This is a genomic window from Actimicrobium sp. CCI2.3, assembly GCF_035019065.1.
GTDB lineage: Bacteria > Pseudomonadota > Gammaproteobacteria > Burkholderiales > Burkholderiaceae_D > Actimicrobium.
This window is the reverse complement of the sequence record NZ_JASJWR010000020.1, coordinates 1-14,930: the sequence shown is the minus strand read 5'-3', so window position 1 is coordinate 14,930 and position 14,930 is coordinate 1. Positions and strand designations below refer to the sequence as shown.

Genomic DNA, 14,930 nt, shown 5'->3' with positions numbered 1-14,930 from the left:
CTTCTTTCCAGTACGCGTTAAAAACCACTACTGATCTCCTCACGCCAGTGCCCGCGCCAGATACGGCGCAGTACGACTGTCTGCCGCGCGCGCGACCTGATCGGGTGGCGCGCTTGCCACCACTCGACCACCCTGGTCACCCGCGCCAGGGCCAATGTCAATCACCCAGTCACTCGCAGCGACCAGGCGCATGTCGTGTTCGACCACAATCACGGTATTGCCTGACGCGACCAGCGCATCGAGTTGCGCGATCAGTTTATCGATGTCGGAAGGATGCAGGCCGGTGGTGGGTTCATCGAGAATGTACAGCGTGTCGCCGCGCTGCGGCCGCTGCAATTCGGTGGCCAGTTTGACGCGCTGGGCTTCGCCGCCAGACAATTCGGTGGCTGCCTGACCGAGACGCAAATACCCGAGGCCGACCTCGCGCAAGACCGACAAAGGTCGCCGCAACGGTGCTTCGTCGGCAAAAAACTCCCACGCTGTATCGACGGTCATCGCCAGCACTTCGGCGATGTTGCGCTCGCGGTAACGGATCGCGAGCGTAGCTTCGTTATAGCGGGCGCCGTGACACGTCGGACAAGGCGCATACACGCTCGGCAAAAACAATAACTCGACCATGACCTGGCCCTCCCCGGCGCAGGTGGCGCAGCGTCCTTTGGCGACGTTGAACGAAAACCGGCCAGCGTCAAAATGCTGGGCACGGGCGTCCTCGGTCGCAGCAAACAGTTTGCGCACGTAATCGAACAAGCCGGTGTAGGTCGCCAGATTCGAGCGGGGTGTGCGTCCTATCGGTTTCTGGTCGACTTGCACCAGCCGTTTGATCGCGTCCATGCCACCTGCAATATGTCCGCCGGTCGCCGTAACCGCGCGCTGTTCCAGCGCATCGCCTTCTTCCTCCTCTTGCGTGATCTCGTGGCCCAGTTGGACGGCGACAAGGTCGACCAAGGCCTGACTGACCAGACTCGATTTTCCGGAACCGGAGACGCCGGTCACACTGGTCAGTACGCCGAGCGGAAAGGCGACATCAAGCTGATCCAGATTGTTGCGGGTCACATTCTCCAGGCGCAGCCAGCGCTCGGGGTCGCGCGGCGTGCGGCGTGCGGCGTGCCGTGGCCGGTCCGGCAAACAGGTAGCGCCGGGTTTGCGATTGGGCGACATCGGCCAATCCTGCCGGCGGACCACTGAACAGAACACAGCCACCCTGATCGCCCGCGCCGGGACCGACGTCGACAATCCAGTCGGCACCGCGAATGATGTCGAGATCGTGCTCGACAACAAACAGCGAATTGCCGGAGGCCTTGAGCCGGGCCAAAGTCGTCAGTAGTGCCTCGGTGTCCGCCGGATGCAAACCGGCCGATGGTTCATCAAGCACGTACACCACGCCGAACAGATTCGAGCGCACTTGCGTCGCCAGTCGCAGACGCTGCAATTCGCCGGGTGACAGTGTAGGTGTGCTGCGTTCAAGTGCCAGATAACCCAGTCCCAACTCCAGCAGCACGGCAACCCGCTCGATCAGGTCGGCGGCAATGCGCTGGGTGACGAGGACTTTTTCCGGATGTTCGCGCTGTTGTCTGGCATCGATCTTGGCCGAGCCGTCAGCGAAAGGTGCCAGTAACGCACTGAGACGATTGAGCGGCAAGCGAGAAATTTCGGCGATATCACAACCGGCAAATTTGACCGACAGCGATTCGGGTCGCAGCCGCTTGCCTTGGCACAGCGTGCAGTCGGAGCTGATCATGTACTGCGCCACCCGTTTTTTCATCAGCGGACTGTGCGTGGTGGCGAACGTCTGCAGCACATATTTTTTGGCTCCGGTGAAGGTGCCTTGATAACTGGGCATCGCTTTGCGCTTGATGGCTGCGCGCACTTCGGCTGCACTAAAACCGGAATACACCGGGGCGGTCGGCTGTTCATCGGTGAACAGAATCCAGTCGCGCTCCTTCTTCGGCAAGTCGCGCCACGGCGTGTCGACGTCAATCCCGAGTGTCGTCAGGATGTCGCGCAAGTTCTGGCCATGCCAGGCGGTGGGCCAGGCGGCGATGGCGCGTTCGCGGATGGTCAGGCGATCGTCCGGAACCAGCGAGCGTTCGGTCACTTCATAGACCCGACCGAGGCCATGGCATTCGGGGCAAGCACCTTCCGGTGTATTCGGCGAAAACGACTCGGCATACAGCAGCGGCTGGTCTGCCGGATAGTCACCGGCACGCGAGTACAACATGCGCAACAGGTTCGACAAGGTCGTCACGCTGCCGACCGACGAGCGGGTAGTTGGCGAACCCCGCTGCTGCTGCAGCGCGACGGCGGGCGGCAAGCCATCGATACGATCGACATCCGGCACGGCCATCTGGTTAAACAGCCGCCGCGCATACGGCGACACCGACTCCAGATAGCGCCGCTGCGCTTCCGCATAGAGCGTGCCGAACGCCAAAGACGATTTGCCCGAACCGGAGACGCCGGTGAACACCACCAGTGCATCACGGGGAATATCGACATCGACATCCTTGAGATTGTGTTCACGCGCACCGCGCACTTGCACGTAGCCGCTGCGAACAACGGGGGGAGTGAGCTGGCTGGGAGGTGTCTTGGTCATGGGTAAAGGCGGGAGCGCACTGTGTGGGATTGCAGGACGCTACGCAGTGCGATGTGACCCGTCTGTACGGCAACGAACAAACCCTGGCGACGGCCTATCCGCATTGGACGCAGGACATCGTCTGGCGCCACGTTGGCTGGGGACCGGGCTAACCCTGCAAGCCGACGATGCGAAGCGACGCGCGTGGTCATCCGACAGGCATCTTGATTCAATGAAATAATTACGCGTTAAATGAATTGGCTTCGCGCGAGCGTTGAACAGCAAGAATGCGACCCTCCACTGTCCTCGAAATGAACCGCCCCCTCATCCGCGAAGCTGCGGCCCGCTTTCGCGCCACCAATGCGCGTGTTTTCTGGGCTTCCGAGGATGGCACGACCTTCAACGGTGCCGGCCTTGATGTGCTCGTCGACGCCCTGCCCGGTGCCACGCTCGCCGACCTCGGTGGTCTTCAAACCGAACTGGAATCCCGCCTCGGCGTGACCGTCACGGTATGGCGACCGGCTGATCTGCCCGCCGGACTGCGCGAGCGCGTGCTGGCCGAAGCACGGCGGGTTTGATTGGCGGCGAAGGGCATGGTGACAAGCCAGGAATTAGGACTGCTGAGGCGTAGCAACCTGATTTTTTGACCGGTGTCATGCATGACCTGCCTCCACAATCAAGTAGAAGCAGGCCCGCATCGTGCCTTCCACGGGCCCTGACCTCTGACGTGCCCCGACGCCAATTACAACGGCACCGCCCGGAAACCAAGTGCCGTACCGCCGTTAGCCACCACTAGCCAGTTGCCATCGCCACCGTCGGAGACAGTGGCATTGCCACTGGTGATAATTGGTTTGGCAAATTTTACTTTCGGAAAAATCCAGCTCATTGCCGCCAGGTTGAGCGGATGACTTGCCGTGTATTGCCGGCTACCGCTGACGCCTGCTGTTTCGTTCCACCTGACATCGCGTCGCAGATCCATGAAGTAGGCCATGTCAGCGATCGTGTACCAGCGGAATTTACCGGCCTGTTGCTGGGTTTTGGCATAGTTGAGCATCATCAACACCACATCCGACCATTGCGCCGCGCCGGGAGGATGCATGTAGATCAAGCGGTTGGTGCGGTTCGTGACACTGAAATCGATGAGCGCCTTGTACCAGTTGGTGACGTCCTGTTTCGGAACACCATAGAAAATGAATTCTTCAAAAGTCGCAAACAATCCAAGCGGCATCACGGGGTCCAGCCACAGGTCCGGATTGCTGGCCTTGCCGTTAAGATAATTACGGGTCGGTCCCAATCCCGTATGGCTGAGCGAGTAACTGCCGGTGACACCGTTCTGCTCGATCCAGTTTGTCGCCCAGGTTGGGCTGTTACCTTGCGGAGCCGCATATTCCAGCGATGCATGGCCCATCGCCGAACGCACTGCGGTGCTGTTGAGTTCCAGATATTGCTGGAATGTTGATTGATTGGTTTCTGACACATTGTCGCCGTAGTAATCGTGAATCCAGCCACCGTGATTACCGATCTGATGGCCCTGCGTCTCTAGCGTGCGCAGCATTTGCTGGGCCGGCACATTGTTCGGCAAGTTCCATCCCAGGCCATCGCCAAAGGCAACCGTGTCCGGACCGGCCGTGATGTGCACCGAAAACGGTCCGTTGTTGAACACCCCTTGTCCGGTTAACTGGGCCATCTCGGTGGTGAAGTTGGAGCACAGGTGCCAGTTCAGGGTCATGCCAGGTTGGGCGTACGGCACGCTGGACAGGTGCGGCAAACCGAGCATGGTATTGCCAAAATAATGCAAAAATCCATGCATCAGCATGCCGTCGGAGCTGCCTTTCAGATAGGTCAGTGGCAGGTTGACGAACAGCACCTTGCCAGTGCCGACCGTGTTAACACCTGCCGCCAGACCGAACTGTGGTGAATTGGCTAGCTGCAGACCGGCATAGCTGCCCTGCGTGACATACGTTGGATAGGCTAGCGCACCATAAATATAGCCACTGACGACGTGTACCGGATCGGTGACGACGGCAGCGGCAGCAGTCAGCGCCTGGATGCTGCCAACCGAAGCCTTCGTCAAGACCGTCGTCTGCTGGGCCAGCGGCAGTTTGCGCGCCGTGTCAAACGTCAGGGCCTTGATGGCCGGTGTTTTCGAGCCGCCAGTGATCGGTAGATTGGTGCTGATCGGTATCGCTCTTATGCCCGTTGCTGTCCTTACGGAGACGTACTTGTCGAATGGATCACTGCGAAATTGCTGTGCGTGATCGTGTCCTTGCAGACCACCCGGGTTCTTTGCGTTCACAGGCAAATACAGTGCCTCCGAGGCAGCCAGATTAACTGACTTGAGTACGCCGATCTGACTGGCTGTGGCTTTCGCGATGCCAGGGTCCAGTTGGGAAGCCAATGTTGGTACGGCAGCACTCCCAGTCGAGATGTTGATTGCGGCAGCGGGAGTCGCGCTGGAAGACGTGAACAGCATGGATTTGCCGGGTGGGACCTGCCATTGGCGCAGCCTGCTTTCAAAACCGGTGATCGGACCGAGGCCTGTGGTGCGGTCGCGCAAGGTATCGTACAAAATGTAATCGACCCCGGCGAGGCCGCTCAGGCGGGACTTCTGCGGCGCATAGACGCCGGCGGATGTCAGTGCACCAAAGTCGTAGACCAGCATGATTTGACCGCCGCGCGTGACATATCCCTGCACCGCCGTAATCAATGCGTCAGACGCGGTAACGTGCACCTGATCTGGCAAAATCACGCCGCGATAGGCATTGGTGCCTGTGCCGAGGGCGAGGAATTGTGCATCAGTCAGCGTTTCAATACGCAGTCCCTCTTCATCTGCTGCATCGATCCAGGCGGTAACCAAGGGATTGGATTGCAGAACACCGCCAGGCAAGAGCAAGCCAATGGTTCCGGGCGTTGGTGCGCCACCCGTGTAGACAGTCGATGACGCCGTGGCCAACTCAGGCACCAGCAGGACTATTAGACTGAACACACCGAGACAGAAAGTGTGGCGAATTTGTCGCGATGCAGATTGCTTTTGATACGCAAACGTGAGTCCCCGCATGCCGGGACAGCCAATCCGGCTCCATAGTCGTTTTATTGCATTCATTTTCCCCCTCCTTTTTCATTAACCAAATACACCACCGATCAAGATGACCGTATCGACCATGCTGCAGCTTGGATGGTTGTCGATACTGCGATTTCTCAATACGCCATTCGATTGACAGGAGGCTGGGTTGACGGGGTGCTGCTCGGCATGCTCGATGTCGGCACGGTTGCCGACTGAGTTTCAAGTCGGCCGTAGGATCGCTCGTTGTATCTCATCGATACCAACGTGATCAGCGCATTGCGCAAGATGGTGGGTGCGGGGTCGGCGGACTGACGGCGGTCGCAGGAAAATATCGGCGCCATGAATTTTCCTGCATCACGATATCCACCTGATAGTGCACCTGGTGTCGTTCCGGATGGGCTGGCTTAGCGACCTTTTTCCGGAAAGGGTAATGGCTTGTCGGCAGGCGATGATTCCTCCCCGAGACTCAGCAGCATCGCTACCGTGACATAGGTGCCACTGACGGCGATCAAGTCAACCAGTTGCTGTTCGCCAAGAGCGGCTTTGGCGCTTTGGAACAATGCATCACTGATGGCATGCTCCGTACTCATCATCATGCTGACGTCATAGACCGCTGCTTCATCCGGTTGCATGTTGCGCGGACGGATATTTGCTTTTAGATCGTCGGCGACCGAGGCAGGCAAGCCGGCCTTCAGCGCCAGTGGATAGTGCGCGTACCACTCGACTTGCGACGTCCACAGCCGGCCCTGGATCAGAATGGCAAACTCATTGAGGCGCTTGGGTAAGGAGGTTTCAAAACGCAGGTAGTCGAGCAAGCGTTTCATGCGATCGGCAAAGACCGGACTGCGCAGCATCACGTTGTAGGGGCCGGCCAATCCAACGCTGGAGATGCTCACGATTTCTTTCGCCAGCGGGATCGATTGTGGCGGCAGATTTTCCATCGTCAATTGAGGAAATCGTTTCGGTTTGACGTCGGGCGCAGTCTGGGCAAACGCCAGGGTGCTGGCGGTGCCAAATAGCAGGGCGATCAACGTACGGTTGAGCAGCGAGCGCTGCGGCGTTGTTTGTCGGGACATGGTCTCTCTCCGTGAATAGTCAGGGTTTTTATTGTGGTGATTGTGCTTCGATGCTGCGGACATTGCATCGAAGAAACCGTCAACACAGTAGCAGAGAGACACGCAAAGTTCCAGCCAGCCGGCAATGCCGTTCAGTTGAGCGCTGGATGGGATTTATTCTGCGTGACACGGTTGTGTCGTCATCAACCGATCAGCGAAGTGGTCGACGATTTTGTGTTGATCTGGCGTTGATTTGGCGCTGCCGAATGTCGTGTCGTGTTTCGCGAGTAAAAGTGCGGTCGCACAAACACGCGAACGGATTGGACCTGCTACGCTCGAATCACTCTTTCATGCCTCGGCACAGGCATGGCGCGCGCAGGACAAAGAGGCTTAACTGTTCCACGGGCCACACTTGCGGGCGATGGATGGCACCACGTTACGTACCGCCGATAGCGTGGCCTGCTACAGACGGCGCTGGCAAATCGAAATAGGCTGTCGATTCGGTCAACGCCGACTTCACTGTCATCGACAATCGCCGATTTAAAACTCCTCCCAGTCCGCGCCGCTCGTGATCGGTACGGAAGCCAACTTCGTCACTGGATCACGCCTTGCTACGAGGGCGCGCGCTGTCGGCTTTACTTGAGCGGAAGGCGGTTTGGCCGTTGCGCGAGATACCATTACTCCGGACTTTGTCGTGCCGCTCAGCTTGAACACGCCGACCGTATGGGCCAGTTCGGCAGATTGATCCTGTAGCGATTGGGCCGCTGCTGCGGCTTCTTCGACCAGCGCAGCATTTTTTTGCGTGACGTCGTCCATCTGTGTGATGGTCTGGTTGATCTGCTCGATGCCGACCGTCTGTTCGTGGCTGGCAGTGGTGATTTCGCTGATGATGTCGGAGACGCGTTTAACGCTGTCAACCACTTCGGCCATGGTCGCACCCGCTTGATCGACCAGCCTGGAGCCGTTGTCGACCTTCTCGACAGAATCATCGATCAGGATCTTGATTTCCTTGGCCGCTGCGGCCGAGCGCTGCGCCAGACTGCGCACTTCCGAGGCCACTACCGCAAAGCCGCGTCCTTGCTCACCAGCTCGGGCCGCTTCGACAGCAGCATTGAGCGCCAGAATATTGGTCTGAAAAGCGATGCCGTCGATGACGCCGATAATGTCGACAATTTTGCGCGCCGAATTGTTGATAGAGCCCATGGTCTCAACCACCTGTGACACCACGTTGCCACCCTTGAGAGCCACCTGCGAGGCCGACAACGCCATCTGATTGGCCTGCTTGGCATTTTCGGCATTTTGCTTGACCGTCGAGGTCAACTCTTCCATCGAGGAGGCGGTCTCTTCGAGCGACGCGGCCTGTTGCTCGGTACGTGATGAAAGGTCCATGTTGCCGGCGGCAATCTGACTTGACGCGGTGGCAATGGCATCGGTGCCAGTCCGTACTTCGCCGACGATCCTGACCAGGCTACTGTTCATGTCTTTCAGCGCTTGCATTAACAGGCCTGTTTCGCATGTGGAGTTGATCTGGATGTCAGAAGTAAGGTCGCCATCCGCTACTCGTCTGGCCATCCGTACGGCTTCATTCATCGGCTTGGTGATACTGCGCGTGATGAAGTGGGCAACGCTAACCGCAAACATCAAGGTTGCGAAGGCGATGCCGAGCATCAACATCTCCGCACTGGCGAATTCAGCTTTACTGAGGGTGGCTTCTTCTCCCATTTTCCCGACCTGGAAATCGAGCATTTCGGTCAGTGCCTTGACGTAAGACTGCTCTGTGTCATGCATCTTGCCATTGAGTAGGTTCTTTGCTTCCGACTACTTGCCGTCGCTCAACAGTGCGAAAAGCTCCGCACGGCTTGCCAGATCCTTGCTGCGTGCCTGCGTGATGGCGGTGAACAATTCCCGCCCTTTTGGGACGTTGATGCTTTTGTCGAAGGTATCCAGCAAGTCCTTGTTTTTCACGCTGATAGCACTTATTGCTTCTGCTTCCCGCTTAACCCCATCAGCATCGCCCGCGATCAACGCGCCGCGGACATGCTGGTGAATCACGGAGACGTCGTATTTTATTTCGGACGCTAACGCAACTTTCTTGTAACGATCTTCCAGCATGTCGTCCATCCTGTGTTCCGCCTGACGCATGCGTGATATCGAGAGCAGCACGATCACCACCAACAACCCAATGACGACGCCAAACCCGAGCCAGAGCCGAGTACCGATTTTCATATTTTTTATTTCCACGTGCATCTCCCATCAAGAGGCTGTTGTGAACTTCTAAAATAAAACGGTTGCTACAAAAACCGGGATTTCACGGCACGTCCTGTGAAATCCCGGTAATCAGGTATTCGCACCGGACCGCTTGTGCTTGGCGCTTGTGCTCGGTTTTACTATTCCTTGGGAAAATATACACAGGCCACACTAAACCAACAATTGGTTTTTATTTAAAAGTACCCAATAGTCAACGATGAAAATAAAACTGTGCACGCATGGGACGCGACGGCGCGTTTAACCACGTAGTTGCGGTCTAAGCCTGGGTATGGCACTTGGCTGAGAGCCGGAAGCTGCACTTAATGAGTTCCATTGAGTGCATGGCTGGAAAGAATGCCGCTGCTAACTGCGACCTGGCCGGTTGCGTTGTCTGAGTCTGGCCACCGCCACCAATGCCCTGTCCAGCCAAGCTCCTCGATGCCGCGTAGCTAAAATAATCCCGGTCAAAAATGACCAGATCAATTGTTCCTGCAGGTTGTACAGGCAACTCATCATTCCACAACGATAATGTCGGGTCGTATCCTGCGGTGTTTTGTAGCCGTAAATCAGCAAGCCGCTGGGCATATTGAGTTTCGAGCCGTTGATGGCACAGAAAAAACGAAGATACCCTGGGAACGGAAGCGCAAGGTTTCGTTTTGCAGATTGTTGGAGCAGTGATGCGCTGCTCTCCATCCAACGATGCCGCATCACAGCAAAAAGTACGCATTTTAGTTTCATGTGCCGAATAGGCGTAGAGGCAATAATCTGGAGCGGATGGCCATGAGACGAGTGAAATACACCCACTTATATTGATTACAGGCATTAAAGTAATGCCACGGAAAATAGCTGCCCATTCGCGATGATGTTGCTAATCGGAATACCCTCTTTTGCGCCAACCAATCCTTAAAAAGACCGTCCGATGGCGTGGTGATGAACAGTACTATTCCGAAGCTGCTTATTACGTAGAGGCCAAGCCATGATGGGGCGCTTGTGATGCGTCATCGGATGAAGCTGCCAAGTTGGCTGTGAACGTGGGTCCTGGCCGCGGCAGGTGTCGCGTGGCTGGTGACTTTACGATGCGTAATCGGTCGAAAAAAATTACTCAACAGGAAACACGATGATTGCGACGCACCACAGCACGACATGTTTCAAGCAAGCCTTACTGTCTCCCGCCACGATCGTACTGCTCGCCTTGGCGTCCGTTTTTCTTCTGGAAACCAGCTCAAGTACGGCGCTTGCCGCCAACGAGGAACCGCGAAAAAACCAGGCTGCACCGACGATCACGGCACCGGAATCACCCTTTTCCGATGCTGCTGCAGCACCGGAAAACTGGGCAGTGCATGGCCAAGTCACCAACGTCACACAACGTCATCCGCATTTCGCCTCAACCTATAGTGGCACCAACAGCCTGATCGCCAACGGACGTACCGAGGAAACGACGGATCTGACGCTGTATGCCGGGATAAAGCTGTGGCGTGGTGCCGAATTCTGGATCAACCCCGAGATCGATCAGGGTTTTGGGTTGAGCAATACAGTCGGCATGGCGGGCTTTCCGAGCGGCGAAGCGTACAAAGTCGGCGCGAATACACCGTATCTTCGGCTGCCCCGGGCGTTCCTGCGGCAAGTCATTCCTCTCGCCGGAGCGCAGGTTCCGGTCGAGGCTACGGCCAATCAACTGGGGGGCACCAGAGCCGCCAATAACGTCACCCTTACTGCCGGCAAATTATCTGTCACCGATATCTTCGATACGAATAGGTACGCTCATGATCCCAGGAGCGATTTTCTGAACTGGTCTGTCATTGATGCCGGCGCATTCGACTACGCCGCTGACGCCTGGGGATTCACCTATGGTGCTGCCGCAGAATGGACGCAGGATGCGTGGACGCTGCGTGGTGGCGCCTTTCAGCTCTCCAAGGTCCCGAACGGCAAAATTGTCGCCGTGGATTTCAGCCAGTACATGTTGGTCACCGAGTTGGAACAACGCTATCAACTGAGCGGGCATGACGGCAAGGTCAAGTTGCTGGGCTTCGTCAATCGCGGCCGTATGGGGTCCTACCACGATGCTGTCGAGCGTGCCCTGCTGGCAAACGAGACGCCGGACACCGCCGTGGTACGGCGGTGGAGCTACCGCCCGGGTGCCGCGATCAACATCGAACAGGAACTGGCGGCGGATCTGGGCTTGTTCGCACGTGCCAGCGTCAACAACGGCACCAAGGAAGCCTACGAATTTACCGAAATCAACCGATCCATTTCTGCCGGATTGGCATGGAAAGGAAATCAATGGGGGCGGCACGACGATACGTTTGGCGTGGCCGTCGCAATCAACGGTCTGTCCAGCGACGCACGCCGATACTTTGCCGCAGGTGGCATCGGTATCTTGATCGGCGACGGTCGGCAGACCTATGGTACCGAGAAGATACTAGAAACCTATTATGCGATGCGGGTCACTTCCCACATGACGCTGTCTGTGAATTATCAGCGTGTCAATAATCCGGCGTACAACCGGGATCGCGGGCCGGTGTCACTATTCGGCGTGCGCACGCATGCAGAATTCTGAGGGCATGGTGGGGGCGTAGAGTACGTCAGGAATGCGGTCGTGGCTCAAGCGGCCGGAACGTGCCCGGTGGCATCGATGCAATTGATGCGGGCGGTCAGCACTAATGGCTGATCCAGCGCTACCGAACCGCTCGGCAGGATCAACGCAGCGGTCGTCGAATTTTTGCCGTGGTCACAAGGATCCAGCACGTCACCAAACAGGGTTGAATGGAACATGCCCTGCGGGAACGAGACATTTGCCAGGATCGTGCCGCTGGATACGTCAATGAAGCCGACGCTGTGCGGCTCGCTAGCAGTATGGATACGGTGCTCGAAGAGAAACGCCACCAACACAAACCGATCATCGACCACACTACTTTTTAGCGATGTCAGGTAATGGTATTCGGCACCATTGCTTGGCAGTACCAGAACGCGCGAATTGGTATCGCTGGACGTGTCGATTTCAGCGACAACGCTGGCACCGCCCGTTGAGCCGCCACCAATATAAAATTTCTTGCCGACTGGCCCGAACAACTGATTGCTGTCAAATGGCGTGGCGATAAACTGCGGTGATTGTGTGATTGCGACATTGACCAGTCGCACTTGCTGCGTTGCGCTTTCAAATTGCAAATAGCGCACTGACTTGGCAGAGCTGGGGCCCCCAAATACCAGTACTTTGTCGCCATTCGGACTGATCACACAGCGAATTCGGTGGCAGATCGGGAGCCAGAGTCGCAGTCGGGATCACCTTGTCGAGTCTTTGCGCCAGGGCGTTGACGACCGTGATCCCGGCGATCCCGCCATTGCTGCCGCTGCTCGTCACATAGAGTTTTCTGCCATCGGGGTCGAGCGCCAGTGCATTGGCCGAGGGATCGACCGGAATCGACTTGAGCAGTTTTCCTTTGGTTGTATCGATCACCTGAACGCGTGCGGTCGTCAGCGCATAGGCCCGTTCGCCTTCCTCGTCAATGACCAGTCCGAGCGGGGCACCAGGTAGCGTGAGGGAGGCGACTTGCTTGCGGTTGGCAGGGTCAATAATCCGCAGCATCGCCGGATCGCTGATGCCGAGTACGCGTTGTCCGGACTTGTCCACCACCAGTCCGTGGACCGATTTTCGCTGATCCACCCGAACTGGCGCAGAGGTAAACGCAGCAAAGCCTGCCAAAGACCAAGGTGAGTCAGTCGATGTCCGTGCCACAGGTCAAAAACTCGTCGCCACCAGCACCCAGGAGACCAAAGCCAGCAACCGCAGCATCGACATCGGGACCACATCCTTCGAATCATGTCACGGGTAATAACAAGAAAAAGATGTCTCCCACCTCGTTGACTGGTGCCGAAAGCAACCCCGCGCCTCTGGTTGGGCCACTGCTGACGCATATTTTCAATCCGTCACACGTCATGCCTCCGGAAGTCGCGGTGGCAACCGTCGTATTTGCTACACTCAGGGTCACACCAGCCAATCTCCCCACATGCACACACCTTTGGCCACCGTTCCAACCTACGGCGACATCGTCTTCAATATCTCCGGCCATCCACCGGCAACCATCACCGAGCACCGCGGCGTCCGCTACCTGCACCTTGGAACCCCCTGGGTCCAGGGTGCGATGCGCATCGAGCGTCCCGAACTAATCGAGCTGAGCTATGTGCGGATGATGATGATGTGGCTGCTGTTCATGCCACAACCGCGCCATATCGTGCAGCTCGGACTAGGCAGCGCGGCACTGACAAAATTCTGTCATGCGCGATTTCCGCAGGCACGCGTGACCGCGATCGAACTGAATCCGAACGTGATTGCGATCTGTGCCAGCCAGTTTGCACTGCCGCCCAACGATGCGCGCCTGAACGTCATCGAAATGAATGCGCTCAATTTCGTGCTTGACCCCGTCAATCAAGACAGCATCGACATCCTGCAGGTCGACTTGTACGATGAAGACGCGCGTGGACCGGTGCTCGACACGCCCGAGTTTTATCAGGCCTGCAGCGACTGTCTGCACGCCGAGGGCATGATGCTCACCAATGTTTTTGGTGAATTTTCCAGCTATGACAGCAATCTGCAGACGATCGCGTCAATCTTTGATGCCGTGGTCTGGGTGCCCGAAGCCGAGGATGAAAATATCGTCGTCATCGCATTCAAGCAATCGCCGCTGCTCGAATTCAACCTGCTTTACGAACGGGCTGCCGCGATCAAGAGTAGTCTCAACCTCCCGGCCAAGGGCTGGGTCACGGGCCTCAAGCAATGGATGCTGAACCAGCAATAGGCTGCCAAATTATTGTTCGTCGGCGCTGAGAATCGTTTCAAGTGACACGTCGTTACGCGGAATTGACGCCTCTTGTCAGTGGGGTAACCCAGCGTCTTTGACTTTTTTCCATGCGCGAAACAATGACTACTCTCGCCAGAAATAAGGCAACACTGCGATCACGCCACTGATGATTACCAGCAGATACACATCTGATATGAAATACGGAAAGATCATCAACGCAAGCCCGCAGAACAGCGGCACCAGCGCGCCCTGCTTTTTTCCGTAGACAAAATAACCGAGACCTATTGCACCAAACAACATGCCCCAGACCAACAATGCTGTCGTCATGCCCGGTCCATTCTCTAAGCTGGCAACGTCAACGTCGCGCATTCACCAAGTGCCATTGTGTCAGATGAATAAGTTTGTGCATAACTCCGTGCCATGCACCGCAGTCATGTTCGACCAGAATGAGCGGTCACGTTGACCGGAATACGCAGCAGCTGATCTGCACTTTTGGCAGCGCTTCCGCCACACCATTTGCATACGCCGCGCTCATGTCAATGACGACGTGATTAATCACATCCGGATTGCCGCCATGGGCCGACAGGTCGTCCTTGAATTGACGCATTGCTCACTATGTACATCCGTCATGATTTCCTGTTCGCGCGACGCAGGTACATTGTGAGCAATACCTCGCCACAAACATTTCGAGGCGACCCGCAATTGCGCAGCCGCCTGCGCCGCCGGCCAGCTCTGGCACAGCGACAATGCCAGTGCTTGGAACAGCAAAGTGAAACCGCTACCAGGCAGTGCCCAAGGCACATCGAATTGCGCGGTCTTGCCGCAGGCGGTGCACGCAACACGAGTCACTTCTAGACACTTTTTCGTTTATTTTGGGCAATAAAAAACCCTCGCAGTGGAGGGCTAAGTCGTCGATTTTAAATCTTAAAAACTGGAGGCGGGGGTCGGGTTCGAACCGGCGTAAACGGCTTTGCAGGCCGCTGCATAACCACTTTGCTACCCCGCCGTGGTCGATATTGTAACCACCAAATCGGATGCATGCTGCTTTCGACCTGGTTTTCTCGGAAAAAGCTTGATTGCATTTTTCGAGAATAAAAAGGGAAGCTTTTAACGGCTTCCCTTTTAATCTGGAGCGGGAGAAGAGGCTCGAACTCTCGACCTCAACCTTGGCAAGGTTGCGCTCTACCAACTGAGCTACT

At 56.8% G+C, this 14,930-nt stretch carries 14 protein-coding genes, 1 tRNA gene and 1 pseudogene; 4 read left to right on the top strand and 12 right to left on the bottom strand.

The window, feature by feature from the left end:
• Positions 1 to 39: 39 nt before the first annotated feature.
• Positions 40 to 2,590, bottom strand: a pseudogene (locus tag QN370_RS12255) (excinuclease ABC subunit A).
• 23 nt (positions 2,591 to 2,613) lie between these two features.
• Between QN370_RS12255 and QN370_RS12250 the strand changes: the two are divergent.
• Both QN370_RS12250 and QN370_RS12245 read left to right on the top strand, forming a co-directional pair.
• Positions 2,614 to 2,742, top strand: coding sequence for a hypothetical protein (locus QN370_RS12250; RefSeq protein ID WP_322127800.1), 129 nt, complete (start codon positions 2,614 to 2,616; stop codon positions 2,740 to 2,742).
• Between the two features lie 114 nt (positions 2,743 to 2,856).
• Positions 2,857 to 3,147 (top strand): nucleotidyltransferase, encoded by a 291-nt coding sequence (locus QN370_RS12245; RefSeq protein WP_322127801.1) that lies wholly within the window; start codon positions 2,857 to 2,859, stop codon positions 3,145 to 3,147.
• A 164-nt stretch (positions 3,148 to 3,311) separates the two neighbouring features.
• On the opposite strand, the gene QN370_RS12240 is transcribed toward QN370_RS12245, so the two are convergent.
• The 5 genes from QN370_RS12240 to QN370_RS12220 form a co-directional block, all read right to left on the bottom strand.
• Positions 3,312 to 5,672 (bottom strand): hypothetical protein, encoded by a 2,361-nt coding sequence (locus QN370_RS12240; RefSeq protein ID WP_322127802.1) that lies wholly within the window; start codon positions 5,670 to 5,672, stop codon positions 3,312 to 3,314.
• Between the two features lie 365 nt (positions 5,673 to 6,037).
• The gene (locus tag QN370_RS12235; protein WP_322127803.1) at positions 6,038 to 6,709 is read right to left on the bottom strand and encodes a carboxymuconolactone decarboxylase family protein; all 672 of its coding nucleotides are present in this window, start codon (positions 6,707 to 6,709) and stop codon (positions 6,038 to 6,040) included.
• Between the two features lie 519 nt (positions 6,710 to 7,228).
• Entirely contained in the window at positions 7,229 to 8,476 is a 1,248-nt protein-coding gene (locus QN370_RS12230) for a methyl-accepting chemotaxis protein (protein WP_322127804.1), read from the bottom strand.
• Between the two features lie 30 nt (positions 8,477 to 8,506).
• Entirely contained in the window at positions 8,507 to 8,914 is a 408-nt protein-coding gene (locus tag QN370_RS12225) for an MCP four helix bundle domain-containing protein (protein ID WP_322127805.1), read from the bottom strand.
• Between the two features lie 298 nt (positions 8,915 to 9,212).
• Entirely contained in the window at positions 9,213 to 9,662 is a 450-nt protein-coding gene (locus QN370_RS12220) for a hypothetical protein (RefSeq protein WP_322127806.1), read from the bottom strand.
• 390 nt (positions 9,663 to 10,052) lie between these two features.
• On the opposite strand from QN370_RS12220, the gene QN370_RS12215 reads away from it, so the two are divergent.
• The gene (locus QN370_RS12215; protein ID WP_322127807.1) at positions 10,053 to 11,492 is read left to right on the top strand and encodes a carbohydrate porin; all 1,440 of its coding nucleotides are present in this window, start codon (positions 10,053 to 10,055) and stop codon (positions 11,490 to 11,492) included.
• 44 nt (positions 11,493 to 11,536) lie between these two features.
• On the opposite strand, the gene QN370_RS12210 is transcribed toward QN370_RS12215, so the two are convergent.
• Both QN370_RS12210 and QN370_RS12205 read right to left on the bottom strand, forming a co-directional pair.
• Complete coding sequence (locus QN370_RS12210) at positions 11,537 to 12,109, bottom strand: hypothetical protein (RefSeq protein ID WP_322127808.1); 573 nt, start codon at positions 12,107 to 12,109, stop codon at positions 11,537 to 11,539.
• Positions 12,090 to 12,596, bottom strand: a complete 507-nt coding sequence (locus QN370_RS12205) for a YncE family protein (protein WP_322127809.1) — start codon at positions 12,594 to 12,596, stop codon at positions 12,090 to 12,092. The genes QN370_RS12210 and QN370_RS12205 overlap by 20 nt, the downstream gene beginning before the upstream one ends.
• A 343-nt stretch (positions 12,597 to 12,939) precedes the next feature.
• On the opposite strand from QN370_RS12205, the gene QN370_RS12200 reads away from it, so the two are divergent.
• Entirely contained in the window at positions 12,940 to 13,728 is a 789-nt protein-coding gene (locus tag QN370_RS12200; RefSeq protein ID WP_322127810.1) for a spermidine synthase, read from the top strand.
• Between the two features lie 126 nt (positions 13,729 to 13,854).
• Here QN370_RS12200 and QN370_RS12195 read toward each other — a convergent pair whose 3' ends face one another.
• The 4 genes from QN370_RS12195 to QN370_RS12185 form a co-directional block, all read right to left on the bottom strand.
• Positions 13,855 to 14,100: a hypothetical protein gene (locus tag QN370_RS12195; protein WP_322127811.1), complete on the bottom strand. Its 246-nt coding sequence runs from the start codon at positions 14,098 to 14,100 to the stop codon at positions 13,855 to 13,857.
• Between the two features lie 85 nt (positions 14,101 to 14,185).
• Complete coding sequence (locus QN370_RS12190) at positions 14,186 to 14,338, bottom strand: transposase (protein ID WP_322127812.1); 153 nt, start codon at positions 14,336 to 14,338, stop codon at positions 14,186 to 14,188.
• Complete coding sequence (locus tag QN370_RS20705; RefSeq protein WP_416347707.1) at positions 14,287 to 14,532, bottom strand: transposase family protein; 246 nt, start codon at positions 14,530 to 14,532, stop codon at positions 14,287 to 14,289. The genes QN370_RS12190 and QN370_RS20705 overlap by 52 nt, the downstream gene beginning before the upstream one ends.
• A gap of 131 nt (positions 14,533 to 14,663) precedes the next feature.
• A tRNA-Cys gene (locus tag QN370_RS12185) sits at positions 14,664 to 14,737 on the bottom strand.
• Between the last annotated feature and the right edge of the window lie 193 nt (positions 14,738 to 14,930).